The sequence below is a fragment of the Stenotrophomonas sp. STEN038 genome, from assembly GCF_056759895.1.
In genome coordinates, this window is record NZ_JBRRDW010000002.1 from 1 (window position 1) to 17,324 (window position 17,324).

Genomic DNA, 17,324 nt, shown 5'->3' on the forward strand with positions numbered 1-17,324 from the left:
GAATTTGTAGGCTTGCCGGGTCTTGCTGGTGATCTTGCCTGCAGACATGACTGTCTCCCAATGCTACCCCCAACAGAGGCTAGCTCTGTCTAGGAAATCCTGGGAACTCCACCCGCTTAGTTGTCCCGAATGCAAAGCTTAACTCCGGGTGGCCTCCGCCAAACTGGTGGGGTGGGACCGGACTGGTGAAGAAGTAGGTCCAGCTGCGGTCCGACTCGCTGATGAAGTCGGGCTTGCCTAGCGCGACTTGCAGTTGGTTCTGGCTCAAGCCTATGAGCGGCGCAGTGTCACTGGGACACCTCGCATTGGTCGGTGTGGCCATCGGAAGCGCACGCATTGCGCGAAGCTCTGTCGCTAGAGATCTTAGAAGGGGCGAGCTCACTGCAGAACTTGAGTATGAAGTCAGTGTCGCCAGAAAGAAAACCTGCAAGATGCGGATATGCATTTTTCGCGCCTAACGCCTGAATTAAGCCGCGCCGCGAAGCGGCGTCGGCTTGAATGAATTGTTAGACATCACCTATTTGCTTTGCACAACGCCGATTGGCTTTGGTGATAGCCGATAGTGCTGCATGACTGTATTGGCCTCAGAAGGGCTAAGGACCTTTAAGTTGGACCTGGCCAATGCTTCCTCGTTTGAGAACATGGAGCGGAGTAAGAGGGTGCGATAAACGTCCATACGCTCATCCGGAGTGCTGCATCTGCCCTGACAGAATGACTTGTAGGCCTTTACCATCTCCTCCCACAGGACTAGGTTCTCCTCGGGATTGAGGTCACGCTTGTACAGGTTCACAGCCTTTTCGTAGCTCATCCCATCAATGCTCTCAAACGTGTCCGTTGTGGCCCGAATGCGAGCAAGCATTTGCGGCGGGAGGTCGTCATGCTGATACGGTGCGATCTGGATATCGTTTGGATCCATAACGACAGCTTCCTGTGCGGGAGCCCGCGAGCAGGCCGTAACAGAAGAAATGGCCAGAAGAAGAATGGAGAGAGTCTTGGGGTGCATGGAGTGGTGTCTAACTCTGGAATTAAGCCGACCCGCGAAGCGGGTTCGGCTTGAATGAATTGTTAGGCCTCATACTCGATTCGCGAGAGAGGCCCTGGCTTTACCTTGTACTGGATCGAGAAGCTTCTCTGAGCTTCATCGTCGTCCAGGCCAATCCAATGCGGAAAGCCTGCATGGCGCAAGGCGCCACTCAATGATTCCAAATCCATCCACGCCTCTTGGGCTCCACAGTAGAAGAAACCAGAGGCGTTCAGGGTCTTCTCTGTGGAAGGATCCATGGCGAAGTCTGTCTCATCCGAGCCTACGTATCTCAGAATAATTTGCCCATTGAAGCCCGATGTCCACGGCTCGAGCAACATCCTGCACGAGGCAAGGTAGGGTTCGATGCCAGCAAGGCCGCAAGGGGCGAAGATCTCAATATGGAAGTGACACTTTCTCATGAGGCCTAACTCTGGAATTAAGCCGACTCGCGAAGCGAGTTCGGCTTGAATGAACTGTTAGGCCTCATTGAGAACGGCTTGCCGAAATTGCTGCACATAGGCGGTCCCAATCCTTGGTTCGAGTCGCTCTACTGCTTGTAGTGCCTGCGTTACATCGAATGCTTGCCCATCAAGCACCGAGAGCGCTTGATTGTGAAGAGAGTAAGCAAGCCATGCGGCATCACTCGCTGGGCTTTTCTCCTCGGGGTCGATGTGACTTGCAAGAAGAACCCGCAGGTTGAACAAGGCAACAGCTAGAAGGCGCTTCTCTAGATCGATTTGCTGGTCATCTGACATGAGGCCTAACGCCTGAATTAAGCCGCGCCGCGAAGCGGCGTCGGCTTGAATGAATTGTTAGGCTGCATCATCAGGCTCCCAGCGGCGATAAACAAGATGCTCCAATGGCGCGAGTGAAGAGGGAAAGGGTGCAGCCACATGCTCCTCGTCCAAGTCCCAAGAATCAGGAAAGTCACTGATGACTTCCGCCGCAGCACATGAGCAACTCTCTTGCGCTTGGCCTTTGGCTTCTCCGTCGTACTCGAAGCGCAGCCGAACAATGCACGTGGTTTCATCCGCCTCAATGGAAGCTTGGCGTAGCTGCGGATGGACCTCGCCCCATAAGCCCCGGACCAGTGACAGAACTAAAGCTTGAGGTGATGCAATGCTACTCATAAGGCCTAACCCTGGAGTTGAGCCGACCCGCGAAGCGGGGGCGGGTTGAATGAACTGTTAGGCGCCAAAGCGTGGACACTCGGCTGCCTAATCCTCAAAGTACGGTTCTCCGTCAGGAAAATAGAGATCAAAGTCTCTACGGAAACGGCGCAACAGACCATCGACGTTACAAGCCAGTTCAAGTGCTTGAATGCTGTCGGCACCATAAATTGTCTCTGTAACGTCTTTGGGAAGTCCAAACGTTTGCACTGTGCACCCAGCGGCCCCGGGTTGGAAGGAAAAATTAACCGATGCCTCCGCCAGCTCAAACGGTGCAGATATGCAAATGGACAGCTTGAAGCGATCACTGCTGCCTTTGGGAGAGTATTCGAGATCTCGTTGAGCTATCCAGCAAGACATCTTGATCCCTCTATTGGCGCCTAACGCCTGAGTTAAGCCGCGCCGCGTAGCGGCGTCGGCTTGAATGAACTGTTAGGCCGCAGCCCGGTGCGTGAGAAGCCAGCCTAATGCGGAGCTGGCAAGCCCAGCCCAAATCACTCCGACCGAAAAGCTCGTGCCGCTGAGGTATGCCGCAGCGGCGCCGATGGCTGAGCCAACCAGAGCAAACCAAGCTACCTTGCGCTTGCGCGAAAGGTGCGCTGCCTCAATTGCTCGCTTCTGCCGAGTCTCTTCTTGACGTTTTAGATCCGGTGCCAGAATGGCTTGTGCGATTGCGTCTGTCTGTGTCCATTCCATCTTGCGAGTCCTCCTGATAGCGGCCTAACTCTGGAATTAAGCCGACCCGCGCAGCGGGTTCGGCTTGAATGGACTGTTAGGGGGTATGTTTGCCACGGTACCAGACGGTGACAAGCACGGTCACCAAGAAAATGACGGGGCCAATGCCAAAGCCGAGGATGTATTTGACACTGTATCCAATTGAGTTTTTCCCGGAAGCTACTGCGATCAGATGAGGAGAGCTAAGCGTCAGTGCTGCGACCACACCAAAAGCTAGTCCGGACCAGATTGAACGGGGAATTCTTGAAATATGAATGGAGCGGTACTTGAATAATAGCCACCACAGAGAAAACAGCGAGTAGGTCATTAATACGACACAGCCCACTAGCATCCACAAGGCGACATTGGTTGGGCTGCGCGCGAGTAGAATTGCGGAAAAAAGCAAACCTACAGCGCAGATGATGGAGGTTGGTGCCAGAAGCACTGCCGCCTGAGCAGCAATGAGGATGTTGAGAAGACTTCGTACACCTCGCGACATCCAAGCCCCCTAACACCTGAATTAAGCCGACCCGCGAAGCGAGTTCGGCTTGAATGAATTGTTAGGCGTCAATCGAAGTCGGTGACGCAAAGAAACCACCATAAACCTCTGGCGCCCTGCCAACAAAAGTACGACTTGGAAATCGTAGCTTGGCTGGTAAGTACTGACCATTCTGGATCATCCATGCGGAGGACCAGAAGTTCATCAAATGGCTCCGGGAAGAGCGCGGCCACTCCATTTTCCACGAGATGCCTGCCTTCTTGCTTTGGCAGGCTCCCCTGGCCATGGCACCCGCCCTGAACAAGCACAGATGTAAGTGACCCCTCGAACTCCAAGCGATCCAGTGCTGATGCGGCGCGCCGTGAGGCACAGACCTGGCCGAGCTTGGAGAGTGCGACCTCAAACTCACTTGTTTGAGACAGTTCCTCTAGCGGAAAGTCGGCTCCTTCAAAGTAGGGCTTAGTCGAGGCGGTGCCCTTCATTAACACGGAAATCACGTCACCGCATTCTTGTAGTGCAGAGTGCAGAGAGGCTGAAGCTGGCTTTTCGAACAACCGCCGGAATGTGTCCATGACGCCTAACTCCGGAATTAAGCCGACCCGCGAAGCGGGTTCGGCTTGAATGAACTGTTAGGCATCAGGCGTCTCCACGAAAGGGAGGCTGATCTGATGCTCATCGAGTACGGACTTATAGTGCTCAAGCATGGCGAGCAGGGTGCCGTGTAGATCACGAAGCTCATCTACTGCGTCAGGACTATCTGAGAGCGCCACGGCAGTCTGGACGCATAGCGCATGAAGAGTGTCGCCTTGCACAAGCAATCCCGGGAACTTGCGACCAGGATGCCGGACAACGGGCATACTCGATTGGTCTGAGTAGATCTCGACGTTCTCGATGCGCATGATCTGATGCCTAACTCTGGAATTAAGCCGACTCGCGAAGCGAGTTCGGCTTGAATGAACTGTTAGGGCTCATCATCAGCTTGAATGCCAACGATGGCAACCAGCTTGGCGATGCCGGGGACCGAACGAAGACGTAGCCCCGGGGCGGATAGCACAGCAATGCCTTTGGCGCGATCTAGTGGTACTGCTGAAACTGACCGGATTGACATGAGTCGATGGCCGTAGAAACGAGCCAATACCTGTGAAATAGATTGTGCCGGTCCCTTTAGCTCGGCGAGCATGCCGCGATAGTTGAGGCATCCGAACTCGTCCTGCTTCAAACCTACGGCGCGGTTGAACGGAGTCTGCGCCCAAGATCCATTTCTCTGCTCAAGCCAAGTACGTCTGTCGTCGAAGATAGGTCTATCACGAAATAGCCAAACGCCATGAGGTATAGCTTTCATGAGCCCTAACTTTGGAATTAAGCCGGCCCGCGAAGCGGGTTCGGCTTGAATGAACTGTTAGGTGCCATGGCAGAGATCACTGAGCGGAGATCCTCCACGGCATGTTGTCGAATCTTGGGGGACTTGATGTGGCCGGGCAACCGACTAAGCCAGTGACTATTGGGGCCATGCCCACCACCACGAATGGCGGATAGCCGGCGCGATGTCGGGAGGGGCTTACGCCCAAGGATATCTACACACTCCGCAATCTGTGCTGCGGAAGAGAAGCGGAAGACAAAACCCTGCGACTCGACACAAAGTACCGGATAGCCGTTGCGACCCTCGGCTCTTGGGGCTGGCGGGCTGTACGACTCGGCCGCGCGCCACGCGGCACCGCCAAGCTCAAAGTGAACCCAGTAGGCCATCGGCTCATCGCGCCAGTCCGCGGTGTGTTCGATCCAGCTGCGGGCAGTCTTTCCCAAGGCACCTAACTCTGGAATTAAGCCGACCCGCGAAGCGGGTTCGGCTTGAATGAACTGTTAGGTGCTTAGCCCATTGCTAGCGAGCAGACGTGCCAGCACGTAATGACCGAAGTTTGCCAACTCTTCCTCGGGTAGTGCAGCCAAGTCCTCAAGGGTGCCGGGTGAATAGTCCTTGAAGGTAACCAAGCTTTGATATGCCCAAACACCCGGTTCTTGTCCCTTACGAGCGTCATCGAGCACCACCCTCAACGAGCCATCCGGGAGCGCCGCCAAGCTGCATAAAACAGCCGTGCTCTTTGTTGGGAACGTCTGGGAACTCTCCATAGCACCTAACTCCGGAATTAAGCCGCGCCGCGAAGCGGCGTCGGCTTGAATGAACTGTTAGGCGGCGGTGGCCCTTGCCGCTCCCCAGGCCAATGCTGCCTTGCTTGTGCAAGCCAATGCGAACCGATCATGCCACAGCTTGCGGAATGGAGCTTGCCCCGGAAACCTTGCCGAGCGTTGCTGCCGAAGTGCGATGAAATGATTGCGGCAGAGCAGTGAGGCGTAAGACGAAGTGGCGGGCTAGCCGCTGCCAGGAATAGTTGGAACTGTTATCCGGAGCCGACCGCTGACTTGCCGATGTTGCTGCTGAAAGGAGCGGGGCCAGCCAACCCAACGCACCGCCGCCTAACTCTGGAATTAAGCCGCGCCGCGAAGCGGCGTCGGCTTGAATGAATTGTTAGGCCGCCCCAGCATTCTCGCAGCTCCGAAGGGTTTTACCCATGTGCTGCAATATCTGCACAAGGGCTACCGCTTGAGTGATGTTCATGCTGCAGGAAGTACCGGATTGAAGCGAGAGGGCCAAGAGCGGCATTGAGTCGTGGACGATCAGTTGAAGCGTTCCAGATTCCGTACGGAGTGAGCACGCCTGGTAGGCGTTACCATCAATCTCCGCGGGAGGTTCCTGAGCGACATCAGATGCTTCCCAAATCGTCCTTGCTTGATCAGTGATGATCGCAGAGATTTCTTGAGTGTCCTGCGCAGAAAGCACGCAATAGGCGGAGCCCTCGGGATCCAATTCAAGAATAACTCGCGAATCTTCGCTCCGAATGCCAACGCGGCCGCGAACTACCAGCCATTGAAAGGTCTTTGACACGTGTGTTCCTTGATTGCGGCCTAACACCAGAATTAAGCCGCGCCGCGAAGCGGCGTCGGCTTGAATGAATTGTTAGGCGCGGTGCGAGAACGGCTCAAGCACGATCTGTGGCTCAATCCACAGCCGCAACCCATAGGGAACAACCGAGTACCCATCGTAACGTCCAGTAAAGGTGTTGGCAGCGGCAAACTCAAGGAAATTGCCGCGCTTGTCATTTATAGCGCGTATCCCAGGGCAGCCAAGCATGGAGTACCTGAGCACCGGGTCGGGCAGAGGTGCCACCGAGAGCAGAACTTCTACATCAGAGTCGTATTGCCAAATGGTGAGCTGAAGTCGGGCAGGGCCCTGCTCTACCACGTACTGGTGAGAAGTCTCATGCTCTCCTACAGCGGGAGCAACGCCCAGCATGCTGAGTAAGTCAACAGGTTCCCAAACGAGTTGCGTCATAGTCTGTTGCGCGCCTAACTCTTAGTAGACCGCCTAAAAGCGGTGTAAACCCGAGTATGCCAACTCTAAATTCACTTTTAAACGGAAATTATTTTTCGTGCAAGCAAAGACTTGCGATCTTTGGCGTGGAAGGCGATCACCTTATCCCTCCCTGTTTAGCGCCGTTTCTTCACGGTGATATCGAATACACCCCTCTCCCGGCGGGCGTATTGGCGTTTGGAATGCCGTGATCGCGATGATTCTTCCATCGGTCCATCCAGTTCGCCTGAAGAATTTGGAGTTGATCAAACGCTTCGACATACTTGTTCGCACTTTCACTCCACTTCCCGCACCCGCGCCAATTCCGCCGCATTCCGCAGCGCCTGCAGAAACCTCGCCAGTGGTGCGCTTTGCGGCTCGCCGTCGCGCGTGTAAACCATTACCGGCCGCTGCCACGCAAACCCTGGTGCGTCCAGCTTCACCCACTGTCCGGCAAGCAGCTCGGCCTGCGCCAAACGGCTGGGTAGCAAGGTGAGGTAACCGCCATCGCGGATCATCGCGCGCATGAATTCCGGTGAGCCGCTTTCCATAGTGTTGAGAGGCGGCTCCAGGCCTGCTTCGTGGAAGCGCTGGCGGAACGCACTCTCCACTGCGCCGAGGCGGCGGCCGAATATCCATGCCTGCTCCAGCAGCTGTGCCGGGGTGATGTCGCGTTGCCTTGCCAGTGGGTGACGCACGCTGGCGAGCACGCGGTATTCGTCGTGCATCAACACTTCGCTATTGATGCGTGGGTCGGGGTCGCCATCGCCAAAGGTGTGCAGGGTGACCACCGCGTCCAGCTCGCGTGCGAGCAGGTTGGGCAGCAGCTCGGGCAGGATGCCGCCGCTGACGTGGATGCCGATCTTCGGCCAGTGGCGGCGCAGGGCAAGCACCGCAGGGGCGACCAGCGAGCCGGCAGTGCTGGGGCCGGTGCCGATGCGAACCTGCCCTTCGGCGCCGGTCTGCAGCTCCTGCAGGCGGTCCTCGAAGCGGCGCACCGCGTCGTGGGCAGGCTGGGCGTGTTCCATCAGCAGGCGACCGACGTCGGTGAGCCGGGCCTCACGGCTGCCGCGTTCGAACAGGCGTGCGCCCAGTTGTTGCTCCAGCGCCTGGATGCCCTTGCTCAAGGCCTGCTGGGTGCGCCCGGTAGCCGCGGCGGCGCGGGTGAAGCTGCCGTGTTCGACCACGGACAGGAAGTAGCGGAGCTGGCGGAGGTCCATGGCGATGCGCGATAACAACCAATGGTTGTGGATCGTACTCGAATTGGTTGGCGGTAATCGGGGTAGGGCATCGATAGTCGGGTCATCGCAATCTCCCGGAGGGGAACCATGGCCAGTCGCAACGCCGTCAACCAGTGGGACCAGCAGTACGACCTCGTCATCGCCGGCTTCGGCCTGGCGGCCATGTGCGCCGCCATCGAGGCGCACGATCTGGACCCCAATCTGTCCATCCTCATCTTGGAAAAGGCCAATGAGGCTGAGACCGGTGGCAACAGCCGCGTTGCCGGGCAGTCGTTGCTGATCACCAGGAACGCCAAGGTGCTGGCCGAGTACCAGCGCAAGATGAGTGTGGCCAACCCGATCCCGGAAGACATGCTGGTGCCGTGGTCGGAGGCGATGGAAGCACTGGAACCGTGGATCCAGGAGCGTGCGGCCCAGGCCGGTGCACAGTTCATCCACGGCACCGGCTTCTCCGAGCGCGACGCGGTGCTGGAGTTCCCGGAGTTTGGTGCGCGTGAGGCCGTGCATTGCACCGCCACCATCCTGCCGATCCCGTCCGGCGTGTATCTGGCGTTCCGCGAGAACATCCGTCTGCGCCCGCGTATCCAGATCGCATACGAGTCGCCGCTCAAGGATCTGGTGCAGGACCCGGATACGCTGGAAGTATTCGGCGTCATCGCCGAGCGGAACGGCCAGCGCGTGGCCATCCGTGCCAACAAGGGCGTGGTGATGGCGACCGGTGGTTTTGAGGCCAACCTGGATATGCAGCGCAATTACTTCGGTCTGGCCAACCCGGCGCCACTGGGTACACCGCACAACACTGGCGACGGCATCAAGATCCTGCAAAAAGCCGGCGCAGATCTATGGCATATGCGCAACCAGGGCCAGTCGGGGGGCATCTGGCCGGGCTTCAAGCCGGAAGGCTTCGTCAATGGCTTCCTGCGCAACTTCTTCTGGCAGAGCTTCAGCTGGATTGAGGTGGACGCCAACACCGAGCGCTTCTACAACGAAACCGCGGAGCTGCAGCTCACGCATTACAAGGAAAAGAAGCATGGTCATTGGGTGGACACCCCGCATTACCGTGCGCAGCCGGTGCATATGATCTTTGATGCCATCACCTGCCAGTACAACAAGCTGGTGGTTGAAGTGATGAGCTGGAACCCGGTGGTGCGCGGTTACAAGTGGTCAGATGACAATTCGGTGGAAGTGGAGAAGGGGTGGATCCAGAAGGCCGATACGCTGGAAGAGTTGGCAGCGCAGATCAACCGCGATCCGGCCAAGTTGCGGGCGGAAGTTGAGCGTTACAACGCGGCCTGTGCAGCGAGGAATGATGCCGATTTCGGGCGTAACCCGGAGACCTTGTTCCCGATCGCGCAGGCGCCGTTCTATGCCATGCGGATTGATCCGGTAATCGTGTGCACGGGTGGTGGCGCGCGCCGCAACATCAAGTCCGAGGTGCTGGACCATGATGGCAAGCACATCCCGCGTCTGTATGAAGCCGGTGAGATGGGGTCGATGTTCTCCGATCTTTATCAGAACGGTTCGTACCTGACCGAGGCAATGATTTCTGGGCGTGCTGCAGGTCGTGAGGTCGTTGGCCTTGGCAACTGGGAGGGCTGAGCATGAAGGTTGCCACCCCTGCGATGAAGCTGGATGTGCGTATCAATGACGTGAAGGCTGAAGACGGCCTGCTGGTGATGGATGGTGTGGCCGGCATGTTGCCGTGCAAGACCAGTCTGACGCCGGCAGAGTTTCGGCAGATGATGAAGCTGGCGCTGCGGCCGAGTGTGTTGGTGTTGTTGTTCAAGAGGTAAGCCGAGGCATGCTCGCGCGAAGCTTTGCTTGTTGCTTTGCTTGTTGCTTTGCTTGTTGCTTTGCTTGTTGCTTTGCTTGTTGCTTTGCTTGGTGCTTGCTTGAGGCTTCGCTTTTTTAAGCCCCTCTCCCGCTTGCGGGAGAGGGGTTGGGGTGAGGGGGCGGCGCGAAGCGCCGTGCAGTTTTGGTTTATTTCGTGCATGCAATGAACGATTTAGAAGCCAAGAGCCCCCTCATCCGCCCCTTCGGGGCACCTTCTCCCGCTTGCGGGAGAAGGGACAGGAGCAGGAGCAGGAGCAGGAGCCACAGCCACAGCCACAGCCACAGCCAAAGCCACAGCCCAAGCCCAAGCCCAAGCCCAAGCCAAAGCCAAAGCCAAAGCCTCCAACTCCCTGCTACCGAACCCCGGAAACAAGAAAGGGGCCCTAGGGCCCCTTTCTGATACCACTACCGAAGCAGCTTACTTGCCGCGGTTCATCGTGGCATTGCTCTGGCCGGTGGCCACCGAGCGCTCACCCGCGAACGGGTTCAGCTTGCGGATCATCCACGGGTACTTCGGCCAGTTGCCGGCCAGCCACGGGTGTTCCGGCTGGTTCAGCTGCAGCACGCGGCGGGCGTCGTCGGCCAGGGTCTTGTTGCCCAGGTTGGTGTAGGCCTCGCCCAGCAGCGCGACTGCGTCGTACTGGAAGGCGCTCTGCGGGTAGGTCTCCAGCAGGTAGTTGGCACGGCCAACCACGGACACCCAGGCGCCACGGCGGGCGTAGTACAGCGCATCGTCCAGCTCATGCTGGGCGAACACGTCGCGCAGTTCGATCATTCGCTGGCGCGCATCGGCGGCGTAGCGGCTGTTCGGGTAGCGCTCGGTGACGATGTTGAAATCGGCATAGGCCTGGCGCGGGGTCGACAGATCGCGGCGGCTCGGGTCCAGCGACCATACGCGGCGCAGGAAAACCGTATCGCGGTTGCCGTTGGCAAGACCGCGCAGGTAGTACAGGTACGCGATGTTGCGGTGGGTCGGGTAGGTGCGGATGAAGCGGTCGATGCTCGACACGGCGTCATCGTTCTTGCCGGCCTTGTACTGGGCATAGGCGCTTTCGATCATCGCCTGCTCGGTGTACGGGCCGTACGGATACTGCGCAATCAGGCGCTTGAAGCTGGTTTCGGCGCCAGACCAGTTGCCGCCCTCCATCAGCTTGTGGCTCTTTTCGAACAGTTGCTCGACCGGCGCGCCTTCGTCGGCGTCCTTCTTGGCGCCGCGGTGGCAACCAGTGGCGACGAAGACCAAAACCAGCAGCAGGGCGGTGAGGCGGACGGGCGCGGACAGCAGCGAAGAGCGTCGGATCATGGGTTCAGGGCAGGACGCGGCAGGAATACGAAGGGGCGATGATAGCCTAGTGGCCTGTCCTGCGACTGACTGTTGTCGTCAGGACCCCATAATTTCGTCTACAGCCGGTCTTTACCCATGTCCGAGAACACCGCTTCCAGCCCGCGCCACGCGCAGGTTCCCGATTCCGCCGCCGGCCGTCGCTTCGACGCCGTCCTGGCCGAATTGTTCCCCGAATTCTCCCGTTCGCGCCTGACCGAATGGATCAAATCCGGCGCAGTTCTGCTCGATGGCGAGCCCGTCCGCCCGCGCGACCCGGTCCGCGGCGGCGAAATCGCCACCCTGAATGCGGTGTTGGAAGTCGAAGTCCATGCCCTCCCAGAGGACATCCCCTTGTCGGTGCTGTACGAGGACGAACACGTGTTCGTGATCGACAAGCCGGCCGGGCTGGTGGTCCACCCGGGCGCTGGCAACCCGACCGGCACCCTGCTCAATGCGCTGCTGTTCCGTGACCCTGAGATCGCCAAGGTGCCGCGCGCCGGTGTGGTCCACCGTCTCGACAAGGACACCAGTGGCGTCATGGTGGTGGCCCGTACCGTGCAGGCGCAGACCGCGCTGGTCGAGCAGCTGTCCGCGCGCGAAGTGCATCGCCAGTACCTGGCGGTGGTGGTCGGTGCGCTGGTCTCCGGCGGCACCGCTGACGCCCCGATCGACCGCCACGCGCGTGACCGCCTGAAAATGGGCGTGCGCGAGGACGGCAAGGAAGCAGTAACCCATTACCGCCTGCGCGAGCGCTTCCGTGCCCACACCGCGCTGGAATGCCGCCTGGAAACCGGCCGTACCCACCAGATCCGCGTGCATATGGCGCACCTGAAGCACGCCATCGTTGGTGATCCGCTGTACGGCGGCTCGCTGAAGCTGCCCAAGGGCGCCACCGACGAGCTGGTCGCCGCGCTGCGCGGCTTCAAACGCCAGGCCCTGCACGCCGAGACGCTGGAGTTCCAGCACCCGATCACCGGCGAGACGATCAGCAACACTGCACCGGTTCCGGCCGATCTGCTGGCGCTGATGAAGGCGCTGCGCGAGGACTCCAAGGCCTTCGCCGAGCGCGAGCGGGGCCGCTGGTAATGGCTGAGGCGAGTCCGCTGTGGCTGGCTGACTGGCCTGCGCCCCCGCGGGTGCGGGCCTTCACCACGATGCGCCATGGCGCCGGCGGCTCGCAGCCTCCGTTTGACAGTTTCAACCTGGGCAACCGGACCGCCGCCGATGGCGACGATCCGGCCCAGGTGCAGCGCAACCGTGACGAACTGCAGCAGCTGGCGAAGCTGCCATCGGCTGCGCACTGGCTACGCCAGGTACACAGCAGCGTGGCCCTGCGGTTCGACGCACCACCGCAGGCGCAGGGGATGGACGCCGAGCCAACCGCCGATGCTTCGGTGACCTCGGTGCCCGGCGTTGTGCTGGCCATCCTCACTGCGGACTGCCTGCCGGTGGTGTTCGCCGCCCGCGATGGCAGTGAAGTGGCGGCAGCCCATGCCGGCTGGGGCGGATTGGCGCGCGGCATGCTGGAAAACACCCTGGCCGCCATGTACACGCCCGCTGAGGCGCTGGTAGCGTGGATAGGCCCTGCGGCCGGTCCAGCCCTGTACGAGGTCGGTGTGGACGTGCGCGAGGCCTTCCTGGCGCATTCCAGCGCCGCTGAGCGCCATTTCGTCGCCACCCGGCCCGGTCACTGGCTGGTGGACCTGCCGGGGCTGGCGCGACAGCGGCTGGTGGCCGCAGGCATGCAGCCAGCCGCGATCCATGGCGGCGACCTGTGCACCATGGCCGACCCGCAGCGCTGGTTCTCGCACCGCCGCGACCGTCGTAGTGGCCGCATCGCCACCCTGGTGTGGATGGAAGCATGAGCTTGCCGCTGTTTGCGCAGGTGCTGGGCCCTGTGTTCGAGCAGCTGGCCCCGCAGGTGCGTGCGCTGCATTCGATCCCCGAGCATCAGCGCTGGAGCGGGCAGGGTGAAGTCCTGCGCGGTAGCCATTGGCTGGTCGCGCCCTGCGCCTGGCTGGCGCGGCTGCCGCCAACCTCCAGCGTGCCGGTGACGGTGGCGTTCGTGGTTGATGCCAGTGGAGAACGCTGGAACCGGCAATTCGGCCCCGCGCGCATGGCATCGCGCTTGTGGCAGCGTGATGGACAGCTGTTCGAGCAGCTTGGCGCGGTGCGTTTCCGATTTGGATTGCGCGAAGAGGCTGGCCAGATCCTGTGGCGGGCCGAGCGTGTCTGGGCCTTCGGTGTATTGCCGTTGCCGACGCGCTGGTTCGCGCAGGTGCACTGCCGCGAGGGTGAGCATGCTGGGCGCTATGAATTCCTGGTGGATGTGTCGATGCCGCTGATCGGCCGGCTGATCCGTTACGAAGGCTGGTTGTTGCCGGAGGGCGCGCATGGCTGAGCCTGCGGTGATCGTGTTTGATGGCGTCTGCGCGCTGTGCAGCCGCTGGGTGCGCTTCCTGCTGCGTTTTGACCGGGCCGGCCGCTACCGGTTCGCGGCGATGCAGGGCGGGCAGGGGCGTGCTTTGTTGGCTGCGCATGGGCTGGATCCGGATGATCCCTTGTCGTTCCTGTTGGTCGCCGATGGTGTGGCGTATACCGACACCGATGCGATTCTGCGGGTGGTGACCGGATTGGGCGGGGCTTGGCGCGTGGCTGGGCTTGCGCGGGTGTTGCCGGCTGCCGTACGCGATCCGGCGTACCGCTGGTTGGCACGGAACCGGTATCGATGGTTTGGGCGGCATGACAACTGTTTTCTGCCTACGGCGGAGCAGCGCGGGCGGTTTTTGGATTGAGTGGGTTGGGTTCTGCTTGCTAGGAGCTTCCCCTCACCCCAACCCCTCTCCCGCAGGCGGGAGAGGGGCTAATGCACGTGCAGCCGACGCGATCCTAGCCCCTCTCCCGTTTACGGGAGAGGGGTTGGGGTGAGGGCAAGCTCTTGCCTCCGCTTCAGCCCTAAACCCCCTCCAACGCCAACAGATAATCCCGTCGCCAACCATGGATATCATGCGCGCGCAGGTGCTCCATCATTGCCCGCCAACGCTCTATGCGCTCGCTGCGATGCATGTTCGCCGCCGTCGCAATCGCATCGGCCACACCGTCCAGATCGTGCGGATTGACCAGCAGCGCCTGTTTCAATTCATCCGCCGCACCGGCCAGCAGTGACAGCACCAGTACACCCGGATTTTCAGGGTCCTGCGCGGCGATGTACTCCTTGGCCACCAGGTTCATGCCGTCCCGCAACGGCGTAACCAGACCCACCGCCGCCTGCCGGTAAAACCCGGTCAGCGTGCTGTGTGCGTAGTTCTGGTTGACGTAGCGCAGCGGTGTCCAATCGGCTTCGGCATGGCCGCCGTTGATATGCCCGGCCAGACGCTCCAGATCGCTACGCAGCTTGCGGTACTCGTTGACGCTGCCGCGCGACACTGGTGCGATCTGCAGGAAGGTCATATCGCCTTTCTGTTGCGGATAGCGCTGCAGGTAGCGCTCGAAACCGTGGAAGCGCTCCGGCAGGCCCTTGGAGTAATCCAGCCGGTCGACGCCGATTGCCAGCTTGCGGTGCTGCAGGCTCTGCCGCAGGTCGCGCACCGGCTTGTTGCTGGCCGCGCTGCGGGCCTGCCTTGCGATGTGCTCGGTATCAATTCCGATCGGGAACGCCGAGGTCCGCACGCGGCGACCGTCTGGTGCCTTGATCCACTCGTTGTCGATCAGCGTGCCGCCACCGAACAGGCGCACATAGGATTGGAAGCGGTCGACATCGCGTCGTGTCTGGAAGCCGAGCAGGTCGTACGAATACAGCGCTGAGAACAGCGAGCGGTGGTCGGGCAGGGCCTGGATGAGGTCGGCCGAGGGAACCGGCACATGCAGGAAGAAGCCAATCCGGCAGCCGATGCCGCGCTCGCGTAGCAACGCCGCCAATGGGATCAGGTGGTAGTCGTGGATCCACACCGTATCGTCGTCGCGCAGCAGTGGAGCCAGCGTATCGGCGAACAATCGATTGACCTTCCAGTAGCCCTCGCGCTTGCGCCGGTCGTAGTCGACCAGGTCCAGGCGGAAATGCAGCAGCGGCCACAGGGCGCGGTTGGAAAAGCCGTTGTAGTAGCTGTCCAGATCGCTCTTGGACAGGTCCATCGTCAAATAGCGGATCGGCCCATCCTGCGCTTCATGCAAGGCGCCGCTATCGACATTGACGCTGCGCCCACTCCAGCCAAACCATAGCCCACCCCGTTCGCTGAGCGCCGCCAGCAGGCCGGTCGCCAGTCCGCCGGCGCGGTTCTCGCCCGGTAGCGCCACCCGGTTGGAGACCACGACCAATCTGCTCACGACGCCTCCTGCCAGCTGCGCGACAAGCGCATCGCGGCGATCACCAAGCCCACATGCGAGTAGGTCTGCGGGAAATTGCCCCACGCCTTGCCATCGAAGCCGAGGTCTTCGGATAGCAGGCCCAGATGATTGCGCTGCTGCAGCAGGATCTCGAACATCTCGCGCGCTTCGTCCATCCGTCCGATCGCCGCCAATGCGTCGATGTACCAGAACGTGCAGATCGTGAAGCTGGTTTCCGGTGTGCCGAAATCATCCGGTGCGGTGTAGCGGTACAGGGCATTGCCATGCTTCAGGTCGCGGCCGATGGCCTCGACCGTGGCGACGAAGCGCGCGTCGTTGGCATCGATGAAGCCGATGTCGGCCAACAGCAGCAAGGATGCATCCAGTCGATGACCACCGTAGGTGTCGGTGAAGTGACCAAGCTGCTCACTCCAGCTTTCGTGCATGATCCGCGCGTGGATCTGGTTGGCCCGTTCACGCCAGTAGACGGCGCGGCCATCGAGTTTCAGGCGGGTGGCGATCTTGGATAGCCGGTCGCACGCCGCCCAGCACATCGCGCTGGTGTAGGTGTGCACTTCGGTGCGGCCGCGGAATTCCCATAGACCGGCATCCGGTACGTCGTGCAGTGCGAAGGCCTGCTCGCCCAGGGGTTCCAGCCGCGCGAAGGTGTGCGCGTCCCCCGGGTCCTGCAGACGCTGGTCGAAGAACAACTGGGTGGAGGCCAGCACCACGCTGCCGTAGACATCGTGCTGGCGCTGCACCCAGGCCAGATTGCCACGGCGCACCGGGCCCATGCCGCAATAGCCGGACAGTGAGGCGACTTCTTCCTCGTCGAGCTTGGCCTCGAAGCCGATGCCATACAGCGGCTGCAGGCTGCCGTCGGTGCTGGCCAGGTTGAAGATGTAGCCGAGGAACTGCTCCATGGTGCGGGTTGCGCCGAGCCGGTTGAGCGCGCGTACCACAAAGGCGGCATCACGCAGCCAGCAGTAGCGGTAGTCCCAGTTGCGGCTGCTTCCGGGGGCTTCCGGGATGGAGGTGGTCATGGCCGCGATGATCGCGCCGCTGTCCTCGTATTGGCATAGCTTCAAGGTGATGGCGCTGCGTATCACCGCGTCCTGCCACTCCAGCGGCACCGACAGGTAGCGGACCCATTCGCGCCAGTAGGCGCGGGTACGCTGCATGGCTTCCTGAACATAGCCGTTGAGCGAGCGGTTCAGCGATTCGTCCACGCCGAGCACCAGATGCACGCGGTGATTGAGCACGAAGGGCAGGGCGTCGCGGACGAAGCGCACCGGTACATCGGTGGTCAGCCGCAGTACCAGATCCGGCAACAGCCAACGAATGTGATTGCTGCCCCAGGTGGTCTCCGGCTGACGCGCACCCCAATCGGCCAGCGGCCGTGCGCGCACCGTGATGCGCGGGTTGCCGGAAAGCGGCGTGACCTGGCGGATCAGGCTTACCGGCCGGTAGAAGCGATCGTTCTGGCGCCAGCGCGGGGCAAAATCGATGATCTCCACCGCGCCGCCATGCGTGTCGCGCAGCACGGTGCGCAGGATCGCGGTGTTTGTGAGATAGGACTGCTCGCTGTCGAGAAAGTCTTCCAGCTCGATGCCGAAGTCACCGCCGGGGTGCTGGTTGGGGTTGAGCAGGGCGCAGAAGGCCGGGTCGCCATCGAAGCTGGGCAGACAGCTCCAGACCACGCGCGCCTGCTTGTCTATCAGTGCACCAAAACTGCCGTTGCCAACTACGCCAAGATCGAGGGTGGCGTCTTGCATTGCATTCTCCTTGTTG

The 17,324-nt window shown here is 60.7% G+C and carries 19 protein-coding genes; 6 read left to right on the plus strand and 13 right to left on the minus strand.

What is annotated here, in order from left to right; all coding sequences use genetic code 11:
- Positions 1–517: 517 nt before the first annotated feature.
- From ACVOLS_RS00995 to ACVOLS_RS01040, 10 genes are all read right to left on the minus strand, one after another.
- Positions 518–1,003 carry a hypothetical protein gene (locus ACVOLS_RS00995; protein WP_481544077.1) on the minus strand — a complete coding sequence of 162 codons (486 nt, stop codon included), beginning with the start codon at positions 1,001–1,003 and terminating at the stop codon, positions 518–520.
- Positions 1,004–1,500: 497 nt separating this feature from the next.
- Positions 1,501–1,779 carry a hypothetical protein gene (locus tag ACVOLS_RS01000; protein WP_481544078.1) on the minus strand — a complete coding sequence of 93 codons (279 nt, stop codon included), beginning with the start codon at positions 1,777–1,779 and terminating at the stop codon, positions 1,501–1,503.
- Between the two features lie 57 nt (positions 1,780–1,836).
- Entirely contained in the window at positions 1,837–2,154 is a 318-nt protein-coding gene (locus tag ACVOLS_RS01005; protein ID WP_481544079.1) for a MafI2 family immunity protein, read from the minus strand.
- An 811-nt stretch (positions 2,155–2,965) separates the two neighbouring features.
- Positions 2,966–3,406 (minus strand): hypothetical protein, encoded by a 441-nt coding sequence (locus ACVOLS_RS01010; RefSeq protein WP_481544080.1) that lies wholly within the window; start codon positions 3,404–3,406, stop codon positions 2,966–2,968.
- A gap of 68 nt (positions 3,407–3,474) precedes the next feature.
- Positions 3,475–3,978 (minus strand): hypothetical protein, encoded by a 504-nt coding sequence (locus tag ACVOLS_RS01015; RefSeq protein ID WP_481544081.1) that lies wholly within the window; start codon positions 3,976–3,978, stop codon positions 3,475–3,477.
- 57 nt (positions 3,979–4,035) lie between these two features.
- Positions 4,036–4,305 carry a DUF6959 family protein gene (locus ACVOLS_RS01020; RefSeq protein WP_481544082.1) on the minus strand — a complete coding sequence of 90 codons (270 nt, stop codon included), beginning with the start codon at positions 4,303–4,305 and terminating at the stop codon, positions 4,036–4,038.
- 62 nt (positions 4,306–4,367) lie between these two features.
- A complete protein-coding gene (locus tag ACVOLS_RS01025) occupies positions 4,368–4,748 on the minus strand; it encodes a hypothetical protein (RefSeq protein ID WP_481544083.1) in 381 nt (126 codons plus the stop codon).
- Between the two features lie 1,182 nt (positions 4,749–5,930).
- The gene (locus tag ACVOLS_RS01030; RefSeq protein WP_481544084.1) at positions 5,931–6,347 is read right to left on the minus strand and encodes a hypothetical protein; all 417 of its coding nucleotides are present in this window, start codon (positions 6,345–6,347) and stop codon (positions 5,931–5,933) included.
- A 72-nt stretch (positions 6,348–6,419) separates the two neighbouring features.
- Positions 6,420–6,794 (minus strand): hypothetical protein, encoded by a 375-nt coding sequence (locus ACVOLS_RS01035; protein WP_481544085.1) that lies wholly within the window; start codon positions 6,792–6,794, stop codon positions 6,420–6,422.
- A 314-nt stretch (positions 6,795–7,108) separates the two neighbouring features.
- Entirely contained in the window at positions 7,109–8,032 is a 924-nt protein-coding gene (locus tag ACVOLS_RS01040; RefSeq protein ID WP_481544086.1) for a LysR family transcriptional regulator, read from the minus strand.
- A 108-nt stretch (positions 8,033–8,140) separates the two neighbouring features.
- Here ACVOLS_RS01040 and ACVOLS_RS01045 point away from each other — a divergent pair, with 108 nt between their 5' ends.
- Together ACVOLS_RS01045 and ACVOLS_RS01050 are read left to right on the plus strand one after the other, a co-directional pair.
- A complete protein-coding gene (locus tag ACVOLS_RS01045; RefSeq protein WP_481544087.1) occupies positions 8,141–9,652 on the plus strand; it encodes an FAD-dependent oxidoreductase in 1,512 nt (503 codons plus the stop codon).
- A gap of 2 nt (positions 9,653–9,654) precedes the next feature.
- Entirely contained in the window at positions 9,655–9,846 is a 192-nt protein-coding gene (locus ACVOLS_RS01050; RefSeq protein ID WP_481544088.1) for a hypothetical protein, read from the plus strand.
- 458 nt (positions 9,847–10,304) lie between these two features.
- Here ACVOLS_RS01050 and ACVOLS_RS01055 read toward each other — a convergent pair whose 3' ends face one another.
- Entirely contained in the window at positions 10,305–11,189 is an 885-nt protein-coding gene (locus ACVOLS_RS01055; protein ID WP_282267258.1) for an outer membrane protein assembly factor BamD, read from the minus strand.
- 117 nt (positions 11,190–11,306) lie between these two features.
- On the opposite strand from ACVOLS_RS01055, the gene rluD reads away from it, so the two are divergent.
- From rluD to ACVOLS_RS01075, 4 genes are read left to right on the plus strand one after another with little or no spacing between them, the layout of a single operon-like run.
- Positions 11,307–12,296: a 23S rRNA pseudouridine(1911/1915/1917) synthase RluD gene (gene rluD / locus ACVOLS_RS01060; RefSeq protein ID WP_481544089.1), complete on the plus strand. Its 990-nt coding sequence runs from the start codon at positions 11,307–11,309 to the stop codon at positions 12,294–12,296.
- Positions 12,296–13,075, plus strand: a complete 780-nt coding sequence (pgeF, locus tag ACVOLS_RS01065; RefSeq protein WP_481544090.1) for a peptidoglycan editing factor PgeF — start codon at positions 12,296–12,298, stop codon at positions 13,073–13,075. Before rluD ends, pgeF begins: the two co-directional genes overlap by 1 nt.
- Before the next feature lie 2 nt (positions 13,076–13,077).
- On the plus strand, positions 13,078–13,611 hold the full coding sequence (locus ACVOLS_RS01070; protein WP_481544191.1) for a DUF4166 domain-containing protein: 534 nt from the start codon (positions 13,078–13,080) through the stop codon (positions 13,609–13,611).
- A complete protein-coding gene (locus ACVOLS_RS01075) occupies positions 13,604–14,005 on the plus strand; it encodes a thiol-disulfide oxidoreductase DCC family protein (protein WP_481544091.1) in 402 nt (133 codons plus the stop codon). Before ACVOLS_RS01070 ends, ACVOLS_RS01075 begins: the two co-directional genes overlap by 8 nt.
- Before the next feature lie 160 nt (positions 14,006–14,165).
- Here ACVOLS_RS01075 and otsA read toward each other — a convergent pair whose 3' ends face one another.
- Complete coding sequence (gene otsA, locus ACVOLS_RS01080) at positions 14,166–15,533, minus strand: alpha,alpha-trehalose-phosphate synthase (UDP-forming) (protein WP_481544092.1); 1,368 nt, start codon at positions 15,531–15,533, stop codon at positions 14,166–14,168.
- Positions 15,530–17,308 (minus strand): glycoside hydrolase family 15 protein, encoded by a 1,779-nt coding sequence (locus tag ACVOLS_RS01085; protein ID WP_481544093.1) that lies wholly within the window; start codon positions 17,306–17,308, stop codon positions 15,530–15,532. Before ACVOLS_RS01085 ends, otsA begins: the two co-directional genes overlap by 4 nt.
- Between the last annotated feature and the right edge of the window lie 16 nt (positions 17,309–17,324).

Coding starts and splice junctions, on each gene's coding strand:
- ACVOLS_RS00995 (WP_481544077.1), bottom strand. CDS start 1,003: ATGCACCCCAAGACTCTCTCCATTCTTCTTCTGGCCATTTCTTCTGTT.
- ACVOLS_RS01000 (WP_481544078.1), bottom strand. CDS start 1,779: ATGTCAGATGACCAGCAAATCGATCTAGAGAAGCGCCTTCTAGCTGTT.
- ACVOLS_RS01005 (WP_481544079.1), bottom strand. CDS start 2,154: ATGAGTAGCATTGCATCACCTCAAGCTTTAGTTCTGTCACTGGTCCGG.
- ACVOLS_RS01010 (WP_481544080.1), bottom strand. CDS start 3,406: ATGTCGCGAGGTGTACGAAGTCTTCTCAACATCCTCATTGCTGCTCAG.
- ACVOLS_RS01015 (WP_481544081.1), bottom strand. CDS start 3,978: ATGGACACATTCCGGCGGTTGTTCGAAAAGCCAGCTTCAGCCTCTCTG.
- ACVOLS_RS01020 (WP_481544082.1), bottom strand. CDS start 4,305: ATGCGCATCGAGAACGTCGAGATCTACTCAGACCAATCGAGTATGCCC.
- ACVOLS_RS01025 (WP_481544083.1), bottom strand. CDS start 4,748: ATGAAAGCTATACCTCATGGCGTTTGGCTATTTCGTGATAGACCTATC.
- ACVOLS_RS01035 (WP_481544085.1), bottom strand. CDS start 6,794: ATGACGCAACTCGTTTGGGAACCTGTTGACTTACTCAGCATGCTGGGC.
- ACVOLS_RS01040 (WP_481544086.1), bottom strand. CDS start 8,032: ATGGACCTCCGCCAGCTCCGCTACTTCCTGTCCGTGGTCGAACACGGC.
- ACVOLS_RS01045 (WP_481544087.1), top strand. CDS start 8,141: ATGGCCAGTCGCAACGCCGTCAACCAGTGGGACCAGCAGTACGACCTC.
- ACVOLS_RS01050 (WP_481544088.1), top strand. CDS start 9,655: ATGAAGGTTGCCACCCCTGCGATGAAGCTGGATGTGCGTATCAATGAC.
- ACVOLS_RS01055 (WP_282267258.1), bottom strand. CDS start 11,189: ATGATCCGACGCTCTTCGCTGCTGTCCGCGCCCGTCCGCCTCACCGCC.
- rluD (WP_481544089.1), top strand. CDS start 11,307: ATGTCCGAGAACACCGCTTCCAGCCCGCGCCACGCGCAGGTTCCCGAT.
- pgeF (WP_481544090.1), top strand. CDS start 12,296: ATGGCTGAGGCGAGTCCGCTGTGGCTGGCTGACTGGCCTGCGCCCCCG.
- ACVOLS_RS01075 (WP_481544091.1), top strand. CDS start 13,604: ATGGCTGAGCCTGCGGTGATCGTGTTTGATGGCGTCTGCGCGCTGTGC.
- ACVOLS_RS01085 (WP_481544093.1), bottom strand. CDS start 17,308: ATGCAAGACGCCACCCTCGATCTTGGCGTAGTTGGCAACGGCAGTTTT.